Annotated in this window: 17 protein-coding genes; 12 read left to right on the plus strand and 5 right to left on the minus strand. The window is 69.2% G+C overall.

Translation table 11 applies throughout. From position 1 onward, the window contains the following. Positions 1-89 precede the first annotated feature (89 nt). The 4 genes from B9N97_RS07345 to B9N97_RS07360 all read left to right on the plus strand — a co-directional run bounded on the left by B9N97_RS07345 (position 90) and on the right by B9N97_RS07360 (position 5,560). Positions 90-1,382: a glycosyltransferase family 4 protein gene (locus tag B9N97_RS07345; protein WP_085084911.1), complete on the plus strand. Its 1,293-nt coding sequence runs from the start codon at positions 90-92 to the stop codon at positions 1,380-1,382. A 185-nt stretch (positions 1,383-1,567) separates the two neighbouring features. Continuing rightward, positions 1,568-2,560, plus strand: coding sequence for a UDP-N-acetylglucosamine 4,6-dehydratase (inverting) (pseB, locus tag B9N97_RS07350; protein WP_244560598.1), 993 nt, complete (start codon positions 1,568-1,570; stop codon positions 2,558-2,560). Then, positions 2,560-3,807 (plus strand): UDP-4-amino-4,6-dideoxy-N-acetyl-beta-L-altrosamine transaminase, encoded by a 1,248-nt coding sequence (gene pseC / locus B9N97_RS07355; protein WP_085084913.1) that lies wholly within the window; start codon positions 2,560-2,562, stop codon positions 3,805-3,807. The genes pseB and pseC overlap by 1 nt, the downstream gene beginning before the upstream one ends. 184 nt (positions 3,808-3,991) lie before the next feature. Continuing rightward, positions 3,992-5,560, plus strand: a complete 1,569-nt coding sequence (locus tag B9N97_RS07360; RefSeq protein WP_143266487.1) for a flippase — start codon at positions 3,992-3,994, stop codon at positions 5,558-5,560. Between the two features lie 30 nt (positions 5,561-5,590). Here B9N97_RS07360 and B9N97_RS07365 read toward each other — a convergent pair whose 3' ends face one another. Next, positions 5,591-7,039: an RNA-guided endonuclease InsQ/TnpB family protein gene (locus B9N97_RS07365; protein ID WP_085084915.1), complete on the minus strand. Its 1,449-nt coding sequence runs from the start codon at positions 7,037-7,039 to the stop codon at positions 5,591-5,593. A 301-nt stretch (positions 7,040-7,340) separates the two neighbouring features. Between B9N97_RS07365 and B9N97_RS07370 the strand changes: the two genes are divergently transcribed. Continuing rightward, positions 7,341-7,637: a hypothetical protein gene (locus tag B9N97_RS07370; RefSeq protein WP_044553747.1), complete on the plus strand. Its 297-nt coding sequence runs from the start codon at positions 7,341-7,343 to the stop codon at positions 7,635-7,637. A gap of 96 nt (positions 7,638-7,733) precedes the next feature. Further along, positions 7,734-10,136: a calcium-binding protein gene (locus B9N97_RS07375; protein WP_085084917.1), complete on the plus strand. Its 2,403-nt coding sequence runs from the start codon at positions 7,734-7,736 to the stop codon at positions 10,134-10,136. 16 nt (positions 10,137-10,152) lie between these two features. On the opposite strand, the gene B9N97_RS07380 is transcribed toward B9N97_RS07375, so the two are convergent. After that, complete coding sequence (locus tag B9N97_RS07380) at positions 10,153-11,388, minus strand: RNA-guided endonuclease InsQ/TnpB family protein (RefSeq protein WP_085084919.1); 1,236 nt, start codon at positions 11,386-11,388, stop codon at positions 10,153-10,155. Positions 11,389-11,410: 22 nt separating this feature from the next. On the opposite strand from B9N97_RS07380, the gene tnpA reads away from it, so the two are divergent. From tnpA to B9N97_RS36125, 4 genes are all read left to right on the plus strand, one after another. Further along, positions 11,411-11,827, plus strand: coding sequence for an IS200/IS605 family transposase (tnpA, locus tag B9N97_RS07385; RefSeq protein ID WP_085084921.1), 417 nt, complete (start codon positions 11,411-11,413; stop codon positions 11,825-11,827). A 27-nt stretch (positions 11,828-11,854) separates the two neighbouring features. Further along, positions 11,855-12,445, plus strand: a complete 591-nt coding sequence (locus B9N97_RS07390; RefSeq protein ID WP_085084923.1) for an IMPACT family protein — start codon at positions 11,855-11,857, stop codon at positions 12,443-12,445. Positions 12,446-12,586: 141 nt separating this feature from the next. Further along, positions 12,587-13,918 (plus strand): ISNCY family transposase, encoded by a 1,332-nt coding sequence (locus B9N97_RS07395; protein ID WP_085084925.1) that lies wholly within the window; start codon positions 12,587-12,589, stop codon positions 13,916-13,918. 619 nt (positions 13,919-14,537) lie between these two features. Then, positions 14,538-17,309, plus strand: coding sequence for a DUF4347 domain-containing protein (locus B9N97_RS36125; RefSeq protein ID WP_244560599.1), 2,772 nt, complete (start codon positions 14,538-14,540; stop codon positions 17,307-17,309). A 122-nt stretch (positions 17,310-17,431) separates the two neighbouring features. Here the strand turns inward: B9N97_RS36125 and B9N97_RS07405 are convergent, their stop codons facing one another. The 3 genes from B9N97_RS07405 to B9N97_RS07415 all read right to left on the minus strand — a co-directional run bounded on the left by B9N97_RS07405 (position 17,432) and on the right by B9N97_RS07415 (position 21,210). After that, entirely contained in the window at positions 17,432-18,670 is a 1,239-nt protein-coding gene (locus B9N97_RS07405; protein WP_085084927.1) for a glycosyltransferase, read from the minus strand. Between the two features lie 187 nt (positions 18,671-18,857). Further along, entirely contained in the window at positions 18,858-20,066 is a 1,209-nt protein-coding gene (locus B9N97_RS07410; protein ID WP_085084929.1) for an MFS transporter, read from the minus strand. A 220-nt stretch (positions 20,067-20,286) separates the two neighbouring features. Next, on the minus strand, positions 20,287-21,210 hold the full coding sequence (locus B9N97_RS07415) for a hypothetical protein (RefSeq protein WP_085084931.1): 924 nt from the start codon (positions 21,208-21,210) through the stop codon (positions 20,287-20,289). A gap of 263 nt (positions 21,211-21,473) precedes the next feature. Here B9N97_RS07415 and B9N97_RS07420 point away from each other — a divergent pair, with 263 nt between their 5' ends. After that, positions 21,474-23,768, plus strand: a complete 2,295-nt coding sequence (locus B9N97_RS07420; RefSeq protein WP_244560600.1) for a type I secretion system permease/ATPase — start codon at positions 21,474-21,476, stop codon at positions 23,766-23,768. Between the two features lie 15 nt (positions 23,769-23,783). Further along, positions 23,784-25,298, plus strand: coding sequence for an HlyD family type I secretion periplasmic adaptor subunit (locus B9N97_RS07425; RefSeq protein WP_085085319.1), 1,515 nt, complete (start codon positions 23,784-23,786; stop codon positions 25,296-25,298). The last annotated feature ends 68 nt before the right edge of the window (positions 25,299-25,366 follow it).

The following is a 25,366-nucleotide window of genomic DNA, read 5'->3' on the forward strand; positions in this document are numbered from 1 at the left end:
GGGCCGGACATGGTCTTATGCATCGACAGCGCCGCCGGATGGTTGCAGGCTGTCGCCCCGTTTCTCCGTCGTCCGGACATTGCTTTTCCATGCGGATCCTGTTCGTCCACCAGAACACCCCTGGCCAGTACAAGCATCTCGTCCGCCATTTCGCGGCCGACCCGGCCCATCAGGTCGCCTTCATCGGCAAGGTCCGGCGCGAGCTGCCGAAGGGCGTGCAGATGGCGCTCTACCGGCCGACGCGCGAGCCGGGGGAGGGCACCCACCCCTATATCCGCATGTTCGAGGGGCAGGTCCTGCACGGGCAGGGCGCGGTGCGGGCCGGGCTGGCCCTGCAGAAGGCGGGCTTCACCCCCGACGTGATCTGCGCCCATCCCGGCTGGGGCGAGGCACTGTTCCTGAAGGACCTGTTCCCGGACGCCCGCCTGCTGCTCTATTGCGAGTTCTTCTATCGGGCCGACGGGTCGGACGTCGGCTTCGACCCGGAGCGGCCGGTGACGCTGGAGACGCGCTGCCGCATCCGCACCAAGAACGCCTCGCTGCTGGCCGGGCTGGAGGCGATGGACTGGGGCGTCAGCCCGACGGAGTGGCAGCGGCGCCAGCATCCCGACGTGTTCCGCCCGCGCATCTCGGTGATCCATGACGGGGTCGACACCGCGGTCTGCCGACCGGATCCGGCCGCCACCGTCACTCTGCCCGACGGCCGGACCCTGTCGCGCGAGGACGAGGTGGTGACCTATGTCGCCCGCAACCTGGAGCCCTACCGCGGCTTTCCCACCTTCATGCGGGCGGCGGCGGAGCTTCTGCGGCGCCGGCCGAAGCTGCAGATCCTGGTGGTGGGCGGCGACGAGGTCAGCTATGGCGCGCCGCCGGAAGGCGGCGGCAGCTGGCGCGAGACGATGTGGCGGGAGACGATGCTGGACGCCGCCGGCAACCCACGGCATGAGGCGTCGCGGCTGCATGTGCTGGGCAAGCTGCCCTATGAGGACTACCTGTCGGTCCTGCGCGTCTCGCGCGCCCACATCTACCTGACCTTCCCCTTCGTCCTGTCCTGGTCGATGCTGGAGGCGATGGCCTGCGGCGCCGTCATCGTCGGGTCCGACACGCCGCCGGTCGCCGAGGTGATCGAGGACGGGGTGAACGGGCTGCTGACGGACTTCTTCGATCCGCTGGCGCTCGCCGACCGGGTGGAGACGGCGCTGGACGACCCGGATCTGCGCGCCGCCCTGTCGGCCGCAGCCCGGCGGACGGCGGTGGAGCGCTTCGACCTCGCCACCGTCTGCCTGCCGGCGCAGATCCGCCTGCTGGAGGACGTGCAGGCGGGGAGGCTGCCGCCCACCCCATCCGCCGGGGGCCTTGCGCCGGGGGACGGAGTGAATTAACCCGATCGTCAGAAAGCACCGGTTACGGTCGGGGTTCATTTCGATCCCGACCGTAGCCGGCGGTTTCGAGCGATGCGGACCTTCAACGGATGGAACCGGCGGTGACCACACATTCCAGCAGGGCCAGCGGACCCGAGGCATGGACCCCGGACGGGGCGGACGGAGGTCTGGAGGCGGGGTTGCGCATGCTGGACGGCCGCTCGGTCCTGGTGACGGGGGGGACCGGATCCTTCGGCCGCCGCTTCGTCGAGACGGTGATGCGGCACGCCAGACCGCGCCGGGTCATCATCTTCTCCCGCGACGAATTCAAGCAGTACGAGATGCAGCAGCACATGCCGGCGGACTGGGCGCCGACGCTGCGCTATTTCATCGGCGACGTGCGCGATTGCGAACGGCTGAAGCTGGCGATGCGCGGGGTCGATTTCTGCGTCCATGCCGCGGCGCTGAAGCATGTGCCGGCCGCCGAATACAACCCGATGGAGTGCATCAACACCAACGTCTACGGGGCGGAGAATGTGGTGCGGGCGGCGCTGTCGGCGGGGGTGCGGCGTGTCGTCGCGCTGTCGACCGACAAGGCGGCCAACCCGATCAACCTCTACGGCGCCAGCAAGCTGGCATCGGACAAGATCTTCATCGCCGCCAACAACCTGTCGGGCACGCTCGACACCCGCTTCGCGGTGGTGCGCTACGGCAATGTGGTGGGGTCGCGCGGCAGCGTCGTGCCGCTGTTCCGCAAGATGATCGCCGAGGGGGCCGACCATCTGCCGCTCACCGACGAACGGATGACCCGCTTCTGGATCACCCTGCAGCATGGCGTCGATTTCGTGCTGTCCTGCTTCGCCATGATGCAGGGCGGCGAGATCTTCGTGCCGAAGATCCCCAGCATGCGCATCGCCGACCTCGCCCGCGCCATGGCGCCGGACCTGCCGCAGAAGATCGTCGGCATCCGGCCGGGCGAGAAGCTGCATGAGGTGATGATCACCGAGGACGATTCCCGCCAGACCTACGAGCTGGCCGACCGCTACGTCATCGAGCCGGCCTTCACCTTCTGGCAGCATGCGCCGTACGAGCGGCTGAACGCCCGCCCGGTGGCCGACGGCTTCCGCTATGCCAGCGACGGCAACGACGACTGGCTGGACGGCGAGCGGCTGCGCCGCCTGCTGACGGAAGCGCCCTGATGGCGGATCCCCTGCCGGTGGATCTGGCCTTCCTCCCCTATGGCCGCCAGTCGGTGGAGGAGGACGACATCGCCGCGGTGGCGGCGGTGCTGCGCGGCGACTGGCTGACCCAGGGGCCGGCGGTTGCCGGCTTCGAGCGGGCGTTGGCCGCGCGGGTCGGGGCGGCCGAGGCGGTCGCCTGCGCCAACGGCACCGCGGCGCTGCGGCTGGCCTATGCCGCGCTCGGCATCGGGCCGGGCGACGCGGTGGTGGTGCCGTCCAACACCTTCCTCGCCACCGCATCGGCCGCCCGCCATGCCGGGGCCGAGGTCGCCTTCGCCGACGTCGATCCCGACAGCGGCCTGATGGGCGTCGCCGAGGCCGAGGCCGCCATCGCCCGCGCGGCCAAGGCCGGCTGGCGCGTCCGCGCGCTCGCCCCCGTCCATTACGCCGGGCAGACGGCCCCGATGGACGGACTGGCCGGGCTCGCGCAGGCCGAGGGGCTGGCGCTGGTCGAGGACGCCTGCCACGCCGTCGGCACGGTGGATGTGTCGGGAGGCGGCGAGACACCGGTCGGCGCCGGCCGTCCGGAGGTGGAGGCGGGGTCGCTGACCGTCTTCTCCTTCCACCCGGTCAAGACCATCGCGGCGGGGGAGGGCGGGGCGGTCACCGGCAGCGACCCGTCGCTGATGGCGCGGGTGCGGCGCCTGTGCAACCACGGCATGATGCGCGAGCCGCAGGAGGGCGAGGGCTTCGCCGATCCCGAGGCCGCGCTGGATGCGGAGGGGAAGGCCAACCCCTGGTACTATGAGATGGCGGAGCCCGGCTTCAACCATCGCCTGTCCGACATCCACGCGGCGCTGGTGCTGAGCCAGCTCGGCCGGCTCGACCGCTTCGTCGACCGGCGGGCGCGGCTGATGGCGCTCTATGCGGAGCGGCTGGCGCCGCTGGCCCCGCTGGTGCGGCCGCCGGCCCTGGTTCCCTGGTGCCGGCCGGCCTGGCACCTGTGCGCCGCCCGCATCGATTTCGATGCCGCGGGGCGGAGCCGGTCTGCCGTGATGGCGGCCCTGCGCGCCCTGGGCGTCGGCACCCAGGTGCACTATATCCCGGTCCATCGCCAACCCTACTGGCGCCGCCGCTATGGCGACCTCGCCCTGCCCGGCGCCATGGCCCATTATGCCCACACGCTGTCGCTGCCGCTGTTCCCGGCCATGGCCGACGGCGATGTCGACCGGGTCGCCGCGGCGCTGGAGCGGGCTCTGTCCTGACGGAAGATTAGGGTCCAGACCGTTTCGCCCAAGCGATTCCGTTAGCGTTTTGGACAGGATGGACGGATAACAATGGCGTCGTCAGGACGGCATAGGCCTAGGTCCAACGGCTGAAGAGCCGCATGGCCGGGGTCGGGTCATCCCGAACGCCGCTCCACAGTGTTTCGCGTACGGACCTTCGATTTTGCTTCGCAACACGCTCTGGAATCTGCTTGGCGAGGGGCTGCCCATGGCGGCGGCCCTGCTGTCGATTCCGTGGCTCATCTCCGCCGTCGGGATGGAGCGCTTCGGCGCGCTGACCCTGATCTGGGCGCTGCTCGGCTATCTGGGCGTGCTGGACCTCGGGCTGGGACGGTCGCTGGTCCAGGTCGTCGCCGACCGGATCGGGCATGGGGCGGAGCATGCCAGCGGCTCCGCCGACAGCTCTGCGAACAGCTCTGCGAACACGGCGGGCATCGCCGGGCCGGCCATCGCGCTGATGGGGGCCATCGGCCTGCTGACCGGCGGGGTGGTGGCGCTGGGCGCCGGGCTGCTGGCCGACCGTTTCCAGCTGGAGACCGGCACCTCGCCGGAGGAGATCCGCAACAGCCTGCTGGTGGCCGCGGCCATCGTGCCGATCGCGCTGGTCTCCGCCGGGCTGCGCGGCGTGCTGGAGGCGCACCAGCGTTTCCGCCCGATCAGCCTGGTGCGGATGACGGTGGGGGTGCTGAATTACCTGAGCCCGCTCTGCGTGCTGCCCTTCAGCCAGAGCCTGGTGCCGGTGATCGCCGCCATCGCGGTGGGGCGCTTCATCGGGCTGGTCGGCTACGGCATCCTGGCGGTGCGGCAGCTGCCGGACCTGCTGCGGCCCGGCCGCTGGGGCCGGCCATCCTTGCGCGGGCTGTTCACCATGAGCGCCTGGATGATGCTGAACAATCTGGTCGGCCCGGCGATGCTCTATGCCGACCGCTTCATCCTGCTCAGCCTTGTACCGGCGGCGATGGTCGCCTTCTACACGACGCCGTTCGAGCTCTTGTCGCGGCTGATGGTGATCCCCGGCGCGCTGTCGCTGGCGCTGTTCCCGCTGGCCTCCAGCCTGTTCCGGCGCGATCCGCCGGCGCTGGGCCGCATCCTGGACGCCGGCGGCCACCTGACGCTGGCGGTGTTCCTGGTCATGCAGGCCGCCACCATCGTCGGCGGCGAGACGGCGCTGGAGCTGTGGCTGGGGCCGGCCTTCGCCGCCAACAGCGCATCGGTGCTGTCGATCCTGATGCTGGGCGTCTTCTTCAACGCCACCGCCTATGTGCCCAACACCCTGATCCAGAGCGTCGGCCGCGTCGACGTGACCGCAAGGCTGCAGATGGCCGAGCTGCCGGTCTATCTGGGCGTGCTGTGGCTGCTGGCCGAGCGCTATGGCGCGGTCGGCGCCGCCGTGGCCTGGAGCCTGCGCACCGCGGTCGATTGCGGGCTTCTGCTGGTGCTGCTGCCGCGGCTGGCGCCGGGGACCGGAGCGGTGGCGCTGACCATCGGCCTGCGCGCGCTGCTGGCCGGGGCGGCCGGTCTGGCCGGCCTGCTGGTCGGCGGGCCGGTGGGGGCGGCGATCAGCCTGACCGGTCTGCTGGCGGTCGGGCTGGGGGTGGCCGGCCGGCTGCTGCGCACCCGGTCGTGGGAGAAGCTGGCCGCCCCGCTGCGCAAGACGCGGCCGGCCGCCGCCCTGCCGGCGCCTATGATCGACGGGCGGGCCATCGACGGAGCGGCGACGGACCGTCCGTGACTTCTCCCCTCCTGAAAGGAGGGGCTTCTCTCAGCCAGCCTTACGGCTGACGGAGACGTCGCGGTTCTTCGCCTGGCCCACGCCTCGGGCTCCCCGCGCTGCCACCGGACGTCCTCCGGCAGGATCTTGATCTCGCGTCCGAGAGGCGTCAGGCGAAGCCTTCGGCTTCGCTGAGAGCCCGGACAGTGTCTTCTTTCGCTTCGCCGGCGCCGGCTTGGCCGCGGACTCTCCGCTATCCACTCGGCGTATGAACTCCCGCGTCGCCAGCCGCTCGATATTACGCGCCGCGTTCACATCGGCATGACACGCAAAGCCACACAGCGGGCAGGCAAACTCGGCCTGGTTGATCCGGCCATGCGACAAATGCGCCGTCTCCGGGCTGTCCTTCGGGTGCCGATGGCATTCCGAGCAGGTCTGGCTCGTCCGAGCCGGGTTGATCGCCACCACCGCCGCTCCGTACCAGCCGGCCTTGTAGGTCAGCATGCGCCGGAATTTGCCGAAGGCGTTGCCGAGAAGGCCACGGTTTAGCCCGGCCTTCTGGGCAACCTTGCGGCCCGGTGCTTCGGCCGAGCCGCGGGCACTGGCCGTCATGGTCGCGATGCGCAAGTCCTCGATGCCGATCAGGCCGTGGTTCTGGGCCAGGTCGCTCGTGATCTTGTGCAACGCGTCGTCCCGTCGGCGTCGGACCCGCTGGTCCAGCGCCCGCAAGGACTCTCGCAGTTTCATTTCCCGCCGCGACCGGTTGATCCGACCGTACGCCTTGCGGGCTTCGACTGCCCGCGCGATACGCCGTTCCAGGCGCAAGCGCCGCTTGGCTTCGCCATCCGTCTCACCGGGCACGGCGTAGACATGCCCGTCGGCGCGCGTGTAGGCGTTGGCCACGCCGAAGTCGACGCCGGTGAAGCCCTTGAGCAGCGTGTCGTGGCCGAGTGGTCGCGGCGTGGTGACCTCAATCTCGCAGCACACCGACACCCACCAGGTAAGCCCCTGGCGCTGCAGGGTGATGTGCTTGGGCGTACCCTCCAGCGGCCGGTGGAAGCAAACCGGGATGAAGCCGAGGCCGCCGGGAAAGTGGATGCCGTCGCGCGTCAGCGCGACCATGTCCACGACTTCGCCGGTCTTGGCGTCGGTGCGGGTCATCTGCGGGAAGCGCAGGCTGTCATCCTCGAACTTCTTCCAGGGCCGGGGGTAGCCGCCTTGGCCCGTGAAGAAGCACTGGAAGGCGTGGTCGAGGTCTTTGAGGGCCTGCTGGAGGCACTGGCTGAAGCATTCGGCGAGCCAGGGGAACTCGGCCTTGAGCGTCGGCAGGTCAGCGGTCTGCTTGGTGTAGCCGAAGGAACGGCCCTTGCGGGAGAACATGCGGTGCTGATCGAGGCCGAGGTTGTGGACCACGCGGGCGCAGCCGAACCAACGCGCCAGCATGGCCTGAGCGGCCGGGCTGGGATAGGCGCGGTAGCGGAAGCCCTTGTGGATCAGCACGATGTCGGCACGCCTGGGTTATTTCAGCCGTCTGGCATGCTGCCATGCCAATTCAGAACATATAAAGAACATAATGCATTCGGGCATCAGAAGTACTGGCGCTTCTGGTGCCCGAATAGCGCCTTATATCGCCACCTTGAAGAACGGGGCCTTCCGGCGCCTTCGCTAACATCGTCTTACGGGCGTAGCCGGCGGGGGCCGGCCGCGCTCGACCGCTGCGGCGCGCAGGTGGTTCCTTTGCCGCCGGAAATGCGCTATGTGAGCGGAAACTCTGTGCAACGCTGGTTGGAGTTCGAAGGCCATGGCCGAGGGTACTGTGGACTATTACGCGATGGTCGAAGAGGCTTGGCAGCTCAGCGACACCGCGCGCGACTATGTGAAGAACGCCGGCCGCGAGGTGGACAACACCGAGCTGTGGGAGAAGGTGTTCGCCTCCTCGCCGCTGATCGACCTGGAGCGCACCCGCGCCGAAGGCGGCCAGCCGCTGCAGAAGATCTTCTTCAAGAACCCCTACGGCCTGCAGTACCGCGCCGACCACAAGGACTGGATCCCGTTCCGCCACGGCGCGCTCGACCCGGCCTATCTCCAGGTCATCTGACCGGGTCATCTGACCGGTTGATCCGATCAGCCTGGACCCCGCCCGGATCCGGCGGGCGGGGCCTTGCGAGCGGTTAGGGACTGTTGGGGGGCGTGCATGGCGCGGCTGGTGGCGGGGCAGGGCTTCGCCCTCGATATGGACGAGTCCCGGCTGGCGAACGGGTTCGTCGCCGACGCCTTCACCACCCTGCCGGACGCCGCCTCCATCGCCGCCGGGACCGGCAGCCAGACCGTCACCCGCACCGTCGCCGGCCGGGCGCATGCCGCCACGCTCGACTATGCCGCCGCCGGCAGCGGGGCGGCGGCGAGCGTCCGCTTCACCGGCCTGACCGACCGCGACCCGGCCGGCACCCTGCGCTACCGGATCGAGGGGCTGAACGTTCCGCTGACCGGCGGGACGCTCGACCGGCTCGGCGCCCGCGCCTTCCAGCAGATCGACGGTTTCGTCGGGGCTGACGGCAACGACAGCGTCTATCTGGGCGTCCCCGGCGGGCGCAGCTTCGACGGCGGCGCCGGCACCGACCGCGCCATCTACACCGCGGATCCGCGCCGCTATGCCCTGCAGGGCGGCAGCTATCGGGCGGAGACGCCGGTGGTGGTGGCGCTCGACGGCAGCGGCCGGCGCTATGCCGTGGTGTCGAGCCGCAGCGTCGATATGCTGACCGACGTCGAGCTGCTGACCATCGACGGCCGCACCGCCGCGCCCTCGGCCTTCGCCTTCGACGCGCGCAGCTATCTCGCGGCCAACCGCGACCTTGCCGTCGCCTTCGGCGACAACACCATCGCTGCGGCGGCCCATTACGCCTGGAACGGCCGGAACGAGGGACGCAGCCTCGGCGGCTTCGACGGGCTGGGCTATCTGGCCGTCAACCCGGACGTGCTGGCGGCGGTCGGCGTCGATGCCGAGGCCGCCCGGCAGCATTATCTGGTCTATGGCGCCCGCGAAGGGCGGACGACCGGCTTCGACGCGCTGGGCTATCTCGCCTCCTACCCTGACCTGATCGCCGCCTTTGGCACCGACAGTCGGGCCGCGACCCTCCATTACCTGAGCTTCGGGCGGAGCGAGGGGCGCGGCGTCACCTTCGACGCGGCGGCCTATCTGGCGGCCAACGCCGATGTGGCGGCGGCGACCGGCGGCGACGCCGCCGCGGCCAAGCTCCATTACCTCGTCTTCGGGCGGAACGAGGGCCGGCCGCTGCGGTCGCCGCCCCTGCAGGCTGCGGCTCCCGCCTGGGCGGCGGATGCGCTGTCCAGGCAGGGTGCGCCATTGGGAGCACCGGTGGGGGCACCGGTGGTGGTGACCGGCACGACCGGCAACGACACGCTGAGCGGCAGCGCCGCCTTCGATGCATTGGGCAACCCGATCACCGACGCGGTGGACGGGCTGGGCGGCATCGATACCTTCGTGTTGACCGGGGCGCTCGCCTCCTATTCGCTGTCCATCGATGCCAACGGCAACCTGCTGGTCAGCGGGCCCGACGGCACCGACACGCTGAGCGGGATCGAGATGCTGCAGGCCACCGACGGGGTCTATCCGGTGGGGTCGCTGCTCAGCTTCTCCCAGCCCTCGCTGACCGGGCTGACCGTCTCGTCCTCGGCCTCCACCGGCAACGACTATCTGGTCGGCGGGATCATGGGCGACGCCATCGGCGGCGGCGGCGGCAACGACACCATCGCCGGGCTGACCGGCAACGACACGCTGTTCGGCAATGCCGGCAACGACGTCCTGCTGGGCGGCGACGGCGCCGACCAGCTGGAGGGCGGGGCGGGCAACGACCTGATGTTCGGCGGGGTGGGCAACGACCTGATGCGCGGCGACGTCATCGACGTCGTTGGCAACGACACCCTGCTGGGCGAGGACGGCAACGACTGGCTCGACGCCGGGGCCGGCAACGACTGGCTGGACGGCGGCGGCGACAACGACACGCTCTATGGCGGGCTGGGCAGCGACATGCTGCGCGGCGGCAACGGCGACGACGTGATGTTCGGCGACGTCTATTCCGACCGCAGCCACGAGATCTCCGTCAACGCCAGCGACACGACGACGACCTACGAGGACGTGCTGCTGGGCGGCAACGGCAGCGACACGCTGATCGGCGGCTATGGCGCCGACCTGATGGACGGCGGCGCCGGAGCGGACGTCTTCTCCATCCGCAACCTGACCGAATCCACCCTGGCCGCCCCCGACGTCATCCTCACCTTCAACGGCGCCGTCGTGGCGGCGGAGGCGCTGCAGGGGCTGGCCAGCTATGCCACCGTCGGCGCCGAAGGCGACCGCATCGACGTGTCGGAGATCGACGCCATCGCCGGCACCACCGACAACGACGCCTTCACCTTCATCGGCACCGCCGGCTTCAGCGCGGCCGGCCAGCTGCGCTATCAGGCCTCCGGCGCCGTGACGCTGATCGAGGGCGACGTGAACGGCGACGGGGCGGCCGATTTCCGCGTCCAGGTCAACATCGCCAACTACAGCTTCTCCGCCTTCGACTTCGTGCTATGAACGCCCCCAGCCAAGCCTAAGCAGCCGTGGTTGGAGTTTCGGACCTCACGGCCCAGGTCGGTTCCCGACCAAGCTGCTTCAATCCGACACGCAGCATCACCAAAGCCGCTGCTTCGTCGCGCCCGATCACCCGGCCATCAGCCAAGGTGTGCGTGCGTTGCGACAGTGGCTTCTTCAAGACGTCTCCGCTAAACGGATCGGTCTGACTTGGCCTGCACTTTTGCGTGTTGAGCATGATCAACTCGCACCCAGCTTCTTCCGCTTTGTATGCGAGCATCGCAATGAACGAACCCGGGGCCGTGTCGAGAATGGCTCGGTTCAGACCGGCCTTCTGCTTCACATGTTTGCCGGGCGCTTCTTCCGTGCCCCTGGCCGTTGCCGCCATGGTCTTGACAGTCAACGCCTCGGTCACGATGGTCTTGTGGTCGCGCACCAGACGGGCCGTGGTCTGGTGCAGGAAATTCTTGCGCCGGTTGGCAACCTTGCGGTGCCGCTTCGCTATAAGGCAGCGGGCTCTGGCCGCGCGCTTCGACCGCTTGCCCCGCAACGCCTTGGATAGGTCGCGTTGCCGTTCCTTGATGGCGTCCGCTTCGGCGTTCAGATGGCGATCGTTCGGGATCGCGGCGAACGCGTCTGGCCCATAGGCCAGCGTGGCGAAGGTCTCAACGCCCCAATCCAGCCCGCAGTCCCGATCCGCTGACCGCTCCCGGTGCGGCTCGCACTCCACAACCAGGGACAGGAACCAGCCGTCGGCCTTGCGCTGCACGTCGGCGCAGACGATCCGGCCGGGCGTACGCGCTTCCCCGCGCGCCTCCATCGTGCCAATGCCGGATAGGCGCAAGCGGCCATGACGCCAATTGTCACCCGGCTTGAAGCTGAAGCCGTCGCCGTGCGTCTTGAAGCCGAAGCCGGGGAAGCGGTCTTCGCCCTTGAAGCGCGGGAAGCCGGGCGTCTGCCCCGCCCGCACGCGCCGGAAGAACGCCGCAAACGCCTTGTCCAGCCGCTTGAGCGTGACCTGCGCTGACTGTGCGTTCAGCGCGAGATACTCAGGGCACTCACGCCGGACCACGGTCAGACTTTTGCACTGGTCCGCGAAGCGGATCGACAACCCAGCCTTGCGGTGCGCCTCGATCCGCTCCTCCAGCGCCGCGTTGTACAGCGCGCGGTGAAGGTCGCAGACACGCTCCAGTGCGACCGCCTGCCGAACGGATGGATAAAGCTTGTATGTGACACGGCGATTGACGGGTGGCATGGAACCACCATAACTTGGTTACATGAGTGAGAATAACAAATTTTCCAAACTGAATCATTGCGTTTATGCTCTTCTGTATCACTTGGTTCTTGTTACCAACGATCGGCGGCGTTGCCTCTCCGCGCCCATGCTCGACCGGGTACGCGAGATTGCCGCTGCCCGGTGCGACGGGTGGGGTGGGACGCTGTTAGAGATGATTGGCGAACCCGATTATGTTCACTTTCTGATCGCTCTCCCACCAAACCTCGAGTTGTCGAACTTCGTCAACAACCTGAAGACCACCACCTCCAGACTGGTGCGCAAGGAGTTCGCCGACCATCTGGCGAGCGTCTATCGTGAGCCTGTCTTGTGGTCGCGGTCCTACTGCATCGTTTCGGGTGGTGGCGCTCCACTGTCGATCATCACGCAGTATCTCGAACAGCAAGAGCGGCCGGAATGAAGGCCGCAGCGCATGGGTAGGCGGCCGATGTTCACCCTCGTCAGGACCGAACGGTTCGAGCAGGAGATCAAGAAGAGCCGCTTCCTGGCCCAGGCCGCCCCGGCCGGCAGCGAGGAGGAGGCGCGCCGCTTCATCGCCGGGCACAGCATGCCCGACGCCGGCCACAATTGCTGGGCCTTGCGGGTCGGCGACGTCTATCGCTTCAGCGACGACGGCGAGCCGGGCGGGACGGCCGGGCGGCCGATCCTGCAGGCCATCGAGGGGCAGGAGCTGGACCGTGTGGCGGTGGTGGTCAGCCGCTGGTTCGGCGGCATCCTGCTGGGGGCGGGCGGGCTGGTGCGCGCCTATGGCGGCACGGCGGCCAGCTGCCTGAAGGCGGCGGCGCGCGAGCCCATCGTCGACTACGCCACCCTGGCGGTCGCCTGCGCCTTCGCCGACGAGGCGCGCATCCGCTCCAGCCTCGGCGGCTTTCCCGGCACGCAGGTGGAGACGACGGGCTTCACCCCCGACGGGGTCCGGCTTCACGTCACGCTTCCCCGCGACCGGGCCGACGCGTTCATCCGGCTGGTCGCCGACATCTCCCGCGGGCAGGCGGTGGTGAACCCCGCCGGGGAATGAGCGGCCGGAGCGGGCGCGCGGCTGTTTTCCATAAGCGCGCTTATGTGTCGTTTTTATGTAGGCGCAAAGCTAGAATGTCAGTCCAGCGCAACATAGAAGTGTCAGTCTTCCATCCGGTTTTCGACGGCTGGGAGGCTGGCGATGGGCTGGATCACGATGAGCGAACGGGACTTGCAACGGGTCGAGGTTCTCGGCGAGGTGCTGAGCGGTCGCCGTGGGATCGGATCGGCGGCGTCGGTTCTGGCTTTGAGCGAGCGTCAGGTGTGGCGGCTTCTGGCGCGCTACAAGGCCGGTGGCGGCGGTGCTTTGGTTCACCGGGGGCGCGGCCGTCCATCGAACCGGCGGCTTGGCGATGATGTGCGGGAGCGGGCGCTGGAGTTGGTTCGCAGCCGGTATGGCGATTTCGGCCCGACCCTGGCGGCGGAACTGCTGCGGGACAAGCATGGGCTGACGGTCTCGCGCGAGACGTTGCGCCAGTGGATGACGGACGCTGGTCTGTGGTTGTCGCGTCGGCAGCGCCGGCAGTTCCACCCTCCCCGGCTGCGCCGCGAGCGGTTCGGCGAGTTGATCCAGATCGACGGCAGCGAGCACCGCTGGTTCGAGGATCGCGCCGATCCCTGCACGCTTCTGGTGTTCATCGACGATGCGACAGGCCAGTTGATGCAGCTTCGCTTCGCTCAATCGGAGAGCGCCTTTTCCTACTTCGAGGCGCTGGAGGGCTATCTGAACGCCCATGGCCGGCCGTTGGCCTTCTACTCGGACAAAGCCACGGTGTTCCGGGTTCCACAGCGCGAGGCGAAGGGTGGCCAGGGCATGACGCAGTTCGGCCGGGCCTTGGCGGAATTGAACATCGAGATCCTGTGTGCCAACTCCAGCCAAGCCAAAGGGCGGGTCGAGCGGGTGAACCGGACGCTGCAGGACCGGCTGGTGAAGGAGTTGCGGCTGGCCGGCATCACCGGCATCGAGGCGGGCAACGCCTTCCTGCCCGGCTTCGTCGAGCGCTTCAACGCCCGCTTTGCCCTGCCCCCTTCCCGGCCGGACGATCTGCACCGGCCGTTGAACATCGCGCCGGATCGGCTGCGCCAGGTGCTGTGCTGGCGCGAACAGCGCCATGTCGGGCAGCAGCTGACGCTGTCCTACGAGCGCAAGCTGATCATGCTGGAGGAGACGGAGCTGACGCGGGGGCTGGTTGGCCAGTATGTCGACACCTACGCCTTCGCCGATGGCCGTCTGGAGGTGCGATGGAAGGGGGTGGCCTTGTCTTATCGGGCCTTCGACAAGGACCAGCGGGTCACCCAGGCCGACGTTGTGGAGAACAAGCGGCTGAGTGCGGTGCTGGCCCAGGTGAAGGAGATGCAGGAGAGCCGACCTCCACCTCGGGTGAAGACCAACAGCGAGAAGAACGGCTACCGCAAGACAGGCCGGCGCAAGCGGCAGGGCGGACCACCCGACAGTGCCTGCGCGGCCGACTGACCGCAGGTGTTTGCCCCCGACTTGAAGACCCGATGCGGCCGGCATTTCTGGCAGCAGGATGATGGCTCGGCGATCGTCGCCGCCGTCAAGCCCTGCGCCTGCGGCGCACCGCAAAGCGGCGATGGGGCTTGACCGCGCCGCCGAGCCGATCCCAAACGCATCCATGCCAGATATGCCGAAAAAGGCCGGCCCCCCCCCGACACACCGTCAAGCCTAAGCCTGACCTACTGGCAGTCCTACTTTGCGCAAACCACTGACATTTCTATCCGGTTGCAACGTTTTATGCCATGAAATCATGATCTGAAATACTGGTTTGCTGGCCTGGACTCTTGCCGCAGCCCGGTTTTCCGCTACCGCTTTTTCGTGTGAGCAAAATGGCAGTCTCCCGCAAAGCGGCAATTTCGGTCAAATACGGCGGAGCGCAAAGATCCGCTGAAGTCACCGTCTGAAATCGCACTCCCCTTCTTGCGATTTCCTGCAGGTGGTCACCCGTTCTTGCCGGATATACCCCGACTTATCGAATTGTTGATGTGCGTTCATTCCTCACATTCGGGGGGAGAGGCCGTTCGGTCTGGGAAATATTGCCGCTGCCGCCGGCGGCCATGATGGAGGATCATCCTTGCGCGACGTACTGATTGCGGACGACAGCCTCGACGATCTCGACCTGCTGCTCGACCGTTGCCGGTCCGACGTCCGGATCATCCGGGTGATGGCAGACGAGGATGGCGGGGAGGCCCTGGCCAACGCACTGAGCAACGCCCTTTCCGACCGGCCGGCCGCCATCCATCTGCTGGCCCATGGCGAACCGGGCGCGGTCCGGCTGGGTGCCGGCCGGCTGGACGTCGCGGCGCTGTCCGGCCGCAAGGCAGAGGGGCGCGATTGGCCGCAGGCGCCGGGGACCGAGATCCTGATCCATGCCTGCGACGTCGGCGCCGACGGCGGCCGCTTCGCCGCGGCGCTCGCCCAGGCGACCGGCGCCCGTGTCGCCGCCGCCAGCCATCCGGTCGGCCATCCGTCGCTGGGCGCCTCCTGGGACCTCGACGTGACCACCGGGCCGGTCGCCGCGTCCCTGCCCGTCTCCGACACCGGCGCCTGGGTCCACCGTCTGGCCTACAGCGGCACGGCCACCGACGGCGACGACACGCTGATCGGCGACAATGGCGGCAACACCATCAACGGCGGGGACGGCAACGACAGCATCGTCGGCGGCACCGGCAACGACAGCCTGCGCGGCGGGACGGGCGACGACACGCTGGTCGGCGGCGGCAACAGCGGCCAGTCGGCCGGCGACACGCTGAACGGCGGGCTGGGCGGCGACCATTATGTCGGCGGCAACGGCTTCACCATCGTCACCTACGAGAATGCCACCACCGGCATCACGCTGGACCTGACCAACGGCGCCAACAACACCGGCGAGGCGGCCGGCGACACCTTCGTCGACATCCAGCGCTGGGTCGGGTCGGAGCATGACGACAGCCTGACCGCCGGCGACAGCGCGGTGTGGTTCTGGGGCCATGGCGGCAACGACGTCGAATATGGCGGGGCCGGCAACGACACGCTGGAGGCCGGCGACGGCAACGACACCATCTTCGGCGGCGGCGGCACCGACCTGATGTATGGCCGCGCCGACAATGACGAGCTTCATGGCGGCATCGGCAACGACACGGTGGCCGGCGGCGGCGGCGCCGACCTGCTCTATGGCGATGCCGGCAACGACCTGATGAAGGGCGACTGGGAACGCGACACCATCCATGGCGGCGACGGCGACGACACCATCCTGGCCGGCATCGTCAGCTCGGGCAGCTATGCCCAGACCCAGGCCGACACCCTCTATGGCGAGGGCGGCAACGACCGCTACATCGTGGTCAGCCAGTATGATGCCGGCACCGTCAGCTTCGATGGCGGCGAGGGCACCGACACGCTGGAGCTGCGGTCGGACAACCTGACCAGCTACAACGGCTACGACCTGGAATATTACACCGACGTCGCCTCGCCGAAGATCGACATCAGCGGCATGACGCTGACCAGCGTCGAGACGCTGGCCCTGACCGGCAGCCAGCATCACACCGTGACGATGACGGCGGCCCAGGCCAACGGCTTTTCCAACATCACCGGTGCCGTGGTCGGCGACCGTCTGCTGATCAAGGACGTTGACCTTTCCGCCATGCAGGTCGAGACGGCCGCCGGCTCCACCACCCTGCGGGTCGGCAGCAATCTGGCGGTGACCCTGGACGGCAGCTTCGAGGCCAGCCAGTTCCAGGTCGGCAGCGACGGTGGCGTCACCATCGTTCAGGCCGCCATTTCGCCTCCCCCTCCCCCTCCTCCTCCGCCCGTCACGCAGCCGGATCCCACTCCGGACCCGACGCCGGTCCCCACACCGGATCCCGTCCCCGATCCGACGCCGGTCCCCACTCCGGATCCGACTCCCGTTCCGCCCGCAGATCCCGCCTCGACCCCGGCCGGCGGCGGGCAGTCGGGCGGATTCAACGCGCTCGCCTACATCGCCTCCTACCCGGACCTGATCGCCGCCTTCGGCACCAACACCGAAGCTGCGACCCAGCATTACCAGCAATATGGACAGGCGGAGGGGCGGACGGTCACCTTCGACCCGCTGGCCTACACCGCCTCCTACCCCGACCTGATCGCCGCCTTCGGCACCGACACCGACGCCGCGGCCCGGCATTACATCGAGTTCGGCTACAGCGAGGGGCGGCACCCCAACTTCGACGGGCTGGACTACATCGCCTCCTATCCGGACCTGATCGCCGCCTTCGGCACCGACGCCAACGCCGGCACCCGCCACTTCATCGAGCATGGCTCGGCCGAGGGACGCAGCGTCACCTTCGATGGCTACAACTATCTGGCGGCCAACCGGGACGTCGCCCTCGCCTATGGCCTCAGCTCCGACGCCGCGGCCACCCATTACATCCAATTTGGCCTGTCGGAAGGCCGGCCGGCCCAGGGCTTCGACGCGCTGCGCTACATCGCCAGCAACCCGGACCTGATCCAGGCCTTCGGTCCCGACGTCCAGGCGGCGGAAATCCACTATGTCCAGTTCGGCTACAGCGAGGGCCGGTCGCTGACCTCCTTCGACCCGGCGGCCTATCTGGCGAGCCATCCGGAGATCGCCACGGAATTCGGCACCAGCGACGCCGCGGTCGAGCTGGCCTACATCAAGCGCAGCACCTCCACCGAAACGGCGGCGATGCCCGCCTTCGCCGCCATGACGCCCATCGCCGTCACCATGCTGGCGGCGGAGATGACCGGGTCGGAGACGCTGGGGATCGACGGCGGCTTCCACGACGCCTCGTCCTCCGGCACGGCGTCGGGCCTGCTGGCGGCGGGCGACGGCGGGCTGTCCACCCGGCAGTGGACGGAGCTTCCCGCGTAGAACTAAAACTCCTCCCCCTAAAATCCCTCCCACCTGCCCGCCGGCAGCCTATGGCAGCCGCCGTCCCAGTCGCTTGGCTCGCGCGAACGCCTCATGCCCCGCAGGCGGACGGCCGGCTCAAATCAGCCCCGGCCGTCCGCCAGCTCATCGATCCAGGCGAACTGTCGCGGCAGGCAGACGGTGCGCAGATCGTGGTTGGCCCGGATAAAGGCGCGGGCCTCGGCGCCCAGCCGGTCGCGTGCCGTCCGGTCCGCCAGCAGATCGGCCACGCTGTCGGCCAATCCGCGATGGTCGAAGACATCCGTCAGCCGCCCCGTCCTGTCATGCTCGATGACCTCGCGAACCGGAGCGGTATTGCCGGCGACCACGGCGGCACCCGCGCTCATCGCCTCCATCACGCTCCAACTCAGCACGAAGGGGTAGGACAGGTAGACGTGGACGGAGGAAAGCTGGAGCAGCGAAACGAAATGTTCGTAGGGAATGTTGCCCAGGAAGAACACCCGTGACCAGTCGGCGTCCGGAATGGAGCCGCGGACCTCCTCGATGAAGATGTCCCGCCAGGTTCCCGATGGCGGCGGGGCCCCATAGGCGGCGCCGGCCCCGCCGACGATCAGCACATGGGCGCGGGGGCGCCGGGCCAGCAGGCGCGGCAGGGCGCGCATGAAGCTGTGATACCCCCGATAGGGCTCCAGGGTCCGGTTGACGAAGGTTACCACCTCGTCCGTTCGCGTCAGCTGGAGGGTGCCGTTCAGGATGGCCTTGGCGTCGGGGTTCGGGGCCACCGCCTCGGTGTCGATGCCGTCATGCACCACGGTGATGCGGTCGCGGAAGAGACGGGGAAAACCATCGGCCTGCCAGCGGGTGGGAGACAGTCCGGCGTCGGCGGTCTCGAACTGCAGCAGGTTTGCGGCATTCTTCAGGCGCAGGCGGCACGAATCGCCGGCATCGGGCGCCGGGAATTCGGGATCGAAGCCGACATCCGCGCCCTCCGTCCGGTAATAGTATTCGCAATAGATGCCCAGCCGGGCTTGCGGCCAGACCTCCTTCACGAACAGGCTGTCGCCCCAGCCGGGATGAGCGACGATCACGTCGGGGGCATAGCCCTCCGCCTTCATCGTCAGCGCCCGTTGGAACAGCGCCTCGCCATGGATCGCGTTGGTTTCGAATTCCGCGGCCCAGGGATGGACGCCAAAGGTCGGCGTCCGTGACGGCGCGTAGGGGATGACGGTGATCCCACTCCAGCCGGACGGCACCTCCATCGTCCGACTCAGGGCATGGACCGTGTGCCCGCGCCGTACCAGGCTGGGCGCCAGAGCCTTGAACTGGCCGGGAAAGGCGGGATGGATGAACAGGATCTTCATGGAGGGCGTCACGGTACGGCGGAAGCGGCTGCGGAGGGGGCGATCATGCCACGGCGCCACGGAAAAGCGCCTTTGGAATTTCCCGTTATCGGTGTGAACTGCGCGAAGAAGCGACCTCTTGCGCTTGAAATATGGCCAGGTTTCGCACTTTCCGATCCGGCTTCCGAAAGCCGCCTTGCGATCATCGTCAAGCCGGCGGAGTGTTGGCGGCGACCGGCGCCCGGCGCATATGGAGCGCGGTCAGGAAGCCGGCTGCCGCCGCGGTTCCGCCCAGCAGGAAGACGCTGCCGTAGCCGGCCCGGTCGGCGAGCAGCCCGGCCACCGGGCCGGTCAGGCCATAGGCCAGATCCTGGAAGGCCGCGAAGGCGCCGAGCGCCGTCGCCCGCAGATGCGGCTCCACCAGATGCACCACCTCCCGGCCCATGGCGGGAAAGACCAGGGAGCAGCCGAGCCCGGTCAGGAAGGCGCCGGCCAGGGCCAGGGCGGGATCGCCGGCGCTCCAGACCAGCAGCTGGCCGACCGCCTCGACCGCCAGCGACCCCATCGCCACCGGCAGGCCGCCGATGCGGTCGGGAAGATGGCCGAAGGCGAAGCGCACCAGGACGAAGCCGACCCCGAAGGCGGTCAGGCCGAGCCCGGCGAAGGGCCAGGATTCATGGACGAAGTGCAGCGAGAAGAAGGCGCCGATGGCGGCGAAGCCGATGCCCTGCAGGCTGACGACGGCGCCGTGCAGCCAAATCCGGCCGAGCACGGCACGGAAGGGCGGGCGCTTCGCACCCGGATGCGCCGCGACCCCCGCCATCGGCCGGATCGCCAGCAGCCCGAGCGCCGGCAGCAGGGCGCCGACCGCCATGGTGCCGGCAAAGCCGATGGCGTCGAGCAGCAGAAGACCCAGCGGACCGCCCGCCGCGAAGGCGCCGTAGAGCGCCGCGCCGACCAGGGCCAGCACCTTGCCCGACCGCTGCGGGCCGACGATGCCGATCCCCCAGGCGATCACGCCGACCCCGACGAGGCTCTCGCCCAGCCCGATCAGCAGGCGCCCCAGCACAAGGATGCAGAAGGCCGTCCAGGGCAGCTGCGTCAGCAGCCCGGCGGCAAGCGAGACCAGCCCGCCGGCGATGTAGAGCGCCAGTCCGCGCGCCACCGCCGGCTTGGCTCCGCCGCCGTCCACGAAATTGCCGGCGAAGCTGCGGGTGAGGATGGTGGCGAGAAAGGCGCTGCCGACGCCCAGCCCCGCCCAGACATTGCCCAACCCCAGGGTCCCGGTCACGAACAGCGGCGTGACGGGAAGGGAAATGGCGACGCAGAGGTAGGAGACGAAAAGGATGGCGGCCAGGATGAACAGGCGGCCCTGCGCTGGATCGCGTGCCGGGGCGCGTGTCGGCTGGGGACTCATGGGTGTGCTCCACACTGGTCCGCGGTCGACAGGCATTCGAACATCCGAACGCACTCCGACCGCGAGGATCGTTGAGTGCGTTGATTGACGTTGAACGCTTACGGCCAGTGCGACTGACAACGCTCAGACAGCTAACCGATCCGGGGACCTGAGACAACCACGAAGACAGTCGGGGAAATCGCTGCCGCTTCCATGGGGGGTGGCCGTCGGCGGCCTTGCCTCAGCGGCCCTTGCGCTCGGCCTTCGCCATGGAGGGCAGCGCCACGTCGATCAGCAGCCGGTGGCCGCGGTCCTTGTCCGGGGCCAGGGTGGAAACGGCGAGCAGCCGGACGGCATCCCCCTTGGCGTCGCCCTCCTCGTCGCTGAACAGCAGGCGGGTGCCGGTGCCGCTCCGCTCCGCCCGGTAGGCGAGCGTCGTCGCCGGAAGACGGCCGGACGGGGCGGCCTGCCACAGCGTGCCGGGAAGCATCACCTCCAGCCGGCCGTCGGGGCGGCGCACCGGCGTTTCGAAGCGCGGGTCCTGGTCGAGGTCGAGCACGACGCGCAGCCCGTCGCCGCCGTTGGCGGTGCGGATGCGCTCCACATGGCGGGGCGCCGCGGAGGCCGCCACGGTCTGGACAGCGGGCGGGCGGGCGGGCGCGTCGGGGGCCGGCTTGACGCCGGGACGCAGGATTTCCACCGCCGGCTCCGTCCGCAGGGCGGGGGCGCCGTCCTGCGGCTCGGGCTTTGCCGCCGGAATTGGGGGAGCCGGGATGGGGGCTGCGGCCGGCTGTGCCGACGGCTGTGCGGGGGCGGGCTGTGTGGGGGCGGCTTGCGCGGACGCCGGCTTGGCCGTTTCCCCGACCTGTTCCGCAAAACCGCCGCGGCGGCCCTCTGCGCGGCCCTGCCGGACATAATGGGCATAGCCGCTGGAGAGCTGCCCGTTGCGGACGGCGGCGGCGACGTCGGGGTTGGCGGCCAGATAGGCCCGTTCCCGCCAGCCCTTCGGCGGCGCCAGGGTGGTGTCGACTTCCGCGGAACGGCGCCAGTTGGACAGCAGCGACGGCATCGATCCCTGCAGCCCCAGCCCCTCCACCGCCAGCGACAGCCACAGGGGCGTCAGCAGCAGGAGCAGAAGGCGCAGGAGCTGGGGGATCGGCGACAAGGCGGGTCGTGTCCGGCGAAGGGGGAAACGGCACCGGTCCCGGCGGTCCGGCTGTGCTGCATGCCTACTCCCAAGCGCCGCACCGGGTCCAGGAAAAGCGGTCGGAGAGAAAGCGCGCCAAGCCGTCCGGCCAACCCCGTTTGAACACCAACGATGCGGGGTACCCCATCGTTCGGGTGGCCGCGGGATGGCGCGATGCTCACCTTCGGTTGGCCGCAGCCGTTCGGCGCCACCCCTTAGAGTTTCGGAACCGGGAAGCCTTCATGGAACAGATGCGAGACGGATCGCCGGCCGATCCGGCGCGGGACCCCTCCTCCCCTCCCCCTGGCCCTCCTCCCCCTGGCGCCCAAACCGGCCCCAACCCCGGCTCCAATCCCGGCTCCAATCCAGGAGGCCCCCGTCTCGATCCCGGCATCGCCGGGCTGGTGTCGGCGCTGCGCATGCTGGGCATCCCGGCCGATTACGACGGCGTGCGCCATGCCTGCGGCGGCGAATCCCCCGACCTGACCGGGCTGGTCCGCCAGGCCCACCGGCTGGGCGCCAAGGCCCGCGTGGTGAAGACCAAATGGGAGCGGCTGGAACGCACGCCGCTGCCGGCGCTGGTCCCCGGCCCCGACGGCGGCTTCCTGGTGCTGGCCAAGGCCGGCAACGACCGCGTGCTGGTGCATGACGCCGCGACCAACCAGACCCGCATCCTCGACCGCGAGGGCTTCGAGCCCCTGTGGAGCGGCCGGCTGCTCTGCCTGGGCCGCAAGGGCGCGATGGGCATGGGCCAGCCGCGCTTCGACGCCCGCTGGTTCGGCGCGGTCGCCTGGAAATACCGCGGCATCCTGGGCGAGGTGCTGCTGGCCTCCTTCTTCATCCAGCTGTTCGCGCTGGTGACGCCGCTGTTCTTCCAGGTGGTGGTCGACAAGGTGGTGGTGCACCGCAGCCTGGGCACGCTGGACGTGCTGATGGCCGGCATGCTGGCGGTCATCCTGTTCGAGGCGGTGCTGGGCGGCCTGCGCACCTACACCTTCGCCCACACCGCCAACCGGCTGGACGTGGAGTTGGGGGCCAAGCTGTACCAGCGGCTGCTGTCGCTCCCCATGGGCTATTTCGCGGCGCGCCGGGTCGGCGACAGCGTCGCCCGCGTGCGCGAGCTGGAGACGATCCGCAACTTCATGACCAGCTCCACCATCACGCTGGTGCTGGATCTGCTGTTCACCGTGGTCTTCCTGGGCGTGATGCTGCTGTACAGCCCGATGCTGACGGCGATCGTCGCGGCCTCCTTCCCCGTCTATATCGTCATCAGCCTGGTGGCGACGCCGATCCTGCGCCGCCGGCTGGACGAGAAGTTCGCCCGCGGCGCCGAGAACCACAGCTTCCTGGTCGAGACGGTGTCGAGCATCGAGACGGTCAAGGCCATGGCGGTCGAGCCGCGCATGCAGCGCCGCTGGGAGGACCAGCTGTCCGGCTATGTCCGCGCCGGCTTCCGCGCCGGCAACCTGAACAACGTCGCCAGCCAGTCGGTGCAGTTCGTCTCCAAGATCTCGACCATGCTGGTTCTGTGGCTGGGGGCGAAGCTGGTGATCGAGGGCAGCCTGACGGTGGGCGAGCTGGTGGCCTTCAACATGTTCGCCGGCCGCGTCGTCCAGCCGGTGCTGCGCATCGCCCAGCTGTGGCAGGATTTCCAGCAGGTGCGGCTGTCGATGCACCGCATCGGCGACATCCTGAACACCGCGCCCGAGCCGCTGCAGAGCCCCGGCCGCGCCGCCATGCCGGCGATCAAGGGCGACCTGACCTTCGACCACGTCACCTTCCGCTACCGCCATGACGGGCCGGAGACGCTGAGCGACGTGTCGCTGCACGTCCCGGCGGGGCAGGTGGTCGGCATCGTCGGCACGTCGGGCTCGGGCAAGAGCACGCTGGCCAAGCTGCTGCAGCGCTTCCATGTGCCGGAGCGCGGGCGGGTGATGGTCGACGGCACCGACCTCTCCACCGCCGACGCGGTGTGGCTGCGCCGGCAGATCGGCGTCGTGCTGCAGGACAACGTCCTGTTCTCAGGATCCATCCGCGAGAACATCGCGCTGACCGATCCGACCATGGAGATGGGCCGCGTCGTCGCCGCGGCGAAGCTGGCCGGCGCCCACGACTTCATCGTCGAGCTGCCCGACGGCTACGACACCGTGGTGGGGGAGCGCGGCGCCAGCCTGTCGGGCGGGCAGCGGCAGCGCATCGCCATCGCCCGCGCGCTGGTCACCAACCCGCGCATCCTGATCTTCGACGAGGCGACCTCGGCGCTCGACCATGAGTCCGAGCGGATCATCCAGGCCAACATGCGCCGCATCTGCGCCGGCCGCACCGTGCTGATCATCGCCCACCGCCTGTCCACCGTCGCCATCGCCGACCGCATCGTCACGGTGGAGCGCGGGCGCATCGTCGAGGACGGCGCGCCGGACGAGCTTCTGCGCCGCGGCGGCCGTTACGCCACGCTGTTCCGCGGCCAGATGGGGCAGCTGCCGGGCGGGAACCCGCCGCCGACGGACGGGCTGATCGAACAGCGGGCCGCGGGCTAAAGAGGGATGAACGCCATGAGCAAGACGACCGCCGCGGTGAAGACCACTCCCTCCGCGCCCACCCCTCCCGCTTCCACGCCGGGCGTCAAGCCGCCGGCCAACGCGCCCGGCACTCCCGGCGGCCCGCGTCGGCCCACCAAACTCCAGGGCCGTCCGCAGAAGCGCCGCCGCGACGAGATGGATTTCCTGCCCGACGCGCTGGAGATCCTGGAACGGCCGCCCTCCCCCACCGCGCGCATCTTCACCGGGGTCATCATGCTGGCCTTCACCGCCGCCTGTGCCTGGGCGTGGTTCGGCCATGTCGACGTGGTGGCGGTGGCGCAGGGCCGCGTGGTGCCGAGCGGCCGGACCAAGACCATCCAGCCGATGCAGACCGGCGTCGTCCGCGCCATCGACGTGGAGGACGGCCAGCTGGTCAAGGCCGGCCAGACCCTGATCGAGCTGGACCCGACCGAGGCCGCCGCCGACCGCGACCGCATCCGCTCCGACCTGTCGGCTGCGCAGGCCGAGGCGGCGCGGCTGCGCGCGGCGCTGGAGGTGGTGAACGGCAAGCCCGACGCCGTCTTCGCCGCCCCGGCCGGCCTGTCGCCCGAACTGGCGCGGATGCAGAGCCAGCTCCTCGCCAGCCAGATCGCCGAGCAGCGCGCCAAGCTGGCCGCACTCGACCGCGAGCAGGCCCGGCGCGAGGCCGACCGCGCCACCGTGGCGCAGACCATCGCCAAGCTGAACGCCACCCTGCCGCTGATCCGCGAGCGGGCCGAGGCGCTGTACGACCTGTCGAAGCGCGGCACCTCGTCCCGCTTCCAGTATCTGCAGCTCCAGCAGGATCTGGTCGGGCAGGAACAGGAGCTTCTGGTCCAGAAGATCAAGCTGACGGAGGCCGACGCCTCCATCGCCGCCACCGCCGAGCAGCGCCGCCAGACCGAGGCCGAGTTCCGCCGCCAGCTCTACACCAACCTCGCCGAGGCCGAGCGCAAGGCCGCCTCGCTGGGGCAGGAGCTGGCCAAGGCGGAGCAGCAGGTCGATCTGTTGCGGCTGACCGCGCCGGTGGACGGCTATGTCCAGCAGCTGGCCGTGCACACGGTGGGCGGCGTGGTGACCACCGCCCAGCCGCTGATGGTCATCGTGCCGGAGGACAGCCGGCTGGAGGTCGAGGCCTTCATCCCCAACAAGGACATCGGCTTCGTCCAGACCGGTCAGGTGGCGGAGGTGAAGGTTGAGGCCTTCTCCTTCACCAAATACGGCCTGATCCCCGGCCGCGTTGCCTCGCTGTCTGGCGACGCCGTGCAACAGCAGCAGCAGGCCGACAAGGGGACGGACAAGAATGGCGCCAAGGCGCCGGAGGCGGGATCGGTCTATGCCGCCCGCATCGCGCTGGACCGCGACACGCTGGAGGTCGACGGGAAGGAGACACGGCTGCAGCCGGGCATGACGGTCAGCGCCGAGATCAAGACCGGCCGCCGCCGCATCGCCGACTATCTGCTCTCGCCGCTGTCGCGCAGCGCCCAGGAAGCGATGCACGAGCGGTGAGATGTGCCCTCTCCCGGGGCCCCTCTCTCCCCGGGGGGGAGAGGGGATATTCTCCGGCTTCGGGCCTC

This window comes from Azospirillum oryzae, from assembly GCF_900177515.1.
Lineage (GTDB): Bacteria > Pseudomonadota > Alphaproteobacteria > Azospirillales > Azospirillaceae > Azospirillum > Azospirillum oryzae_A.

Bases quoted from the DNA above. Each gene is read 5' to 3' on its own strand.
- B9N97_RS07345 (WP_085084911.1), top strand. From the start codon at position 90: ATGCGGATCCTGTTCGTCCACCAGAACACCCCTGGCCAGTACAAGCAT.
- pseB (WP_244560598.1), top strand. From the start codon at position 1,568: ATGCTGGACGGCCGCTCGGTCCTGGTGACGGGGGGGACCGGATCCTTC.
- pseC (WP_085084913.1), top strand. From the start codon at position 2,560: ATGGCGGATCCCCTGCCGGTGGATCTGGCCTTCCTCCCCTATGGCCGC.
- B9N97_RS07370 (WP_044553747.1), top strand. From the start codon at position 7,341: ATGGCCGAGGGTACTGTGGACTATTACGCGATGGTCGAAGAGGCTTGG.
- B9N97_RS07375 (WP_085084917.1), top strand. From the start codon at position 7,734: ATGGCGCGGCTGGTGGCGGGGCAGGGCTTCGCCCTCGATATGGACGAG.
- B9N97_RS07380 (WP_085084919.1), bottom strand. From the start codon at position 11,388: ATGCCACCCGTCAATCGCCGTGTCACATACAAGCTTTATCCATCCGTT.
- tnpA (WP_085084921.1), top strand. From the start codon at position 11,411: ATGAGTGAGAATAACAAATTTTCCAAACTGAATCATTGCGTTTATGCT.
- B9N97_RS07390 (WP_085084923.1), top strand. From the start codon at position 11,855: ATGTTCACCCTCGTCAGGACCGAACGGTTCGAGCAGGAGATCAAGAAG.
- B9N97_RS07395 (WP_085084925.1), top strand. From the start codon at position 12,587: ATGGGCTGGATCACGATGAGCGAACGGGACTTGCAACGGGTCGAGGTT.
- B9N97_RS07405 (WP_085084927.1), bottom strand. From the start codon at position 18,670: ATGAAGATCCTGTTCATCCATCCCGCCTTTCCCGGCCAGTTCAAGGCT.
- B9N97_RS07410 (WP_085084929.1), bottom strand. From the start codon at position 20,066: ATGAGTCCCCAGCCGACACGCGCCCCGGCACGCGATCCAGCGCAGGGC.
- B9N97_RS07420 (WP_244560600.1), top strand. From the start codon at position 21,474: ATGGAACAGATGCGAGACGGATCGCCGGCCGATCCGGCGCGGGACCCC.
- B9N97_RS07425 (WP_085085319.1), top strand. From the start codon at position 23,784: ATGAGCAAGACGACCGCCGCGGTGAAGACCACTCCCTCCGCGCCCACC.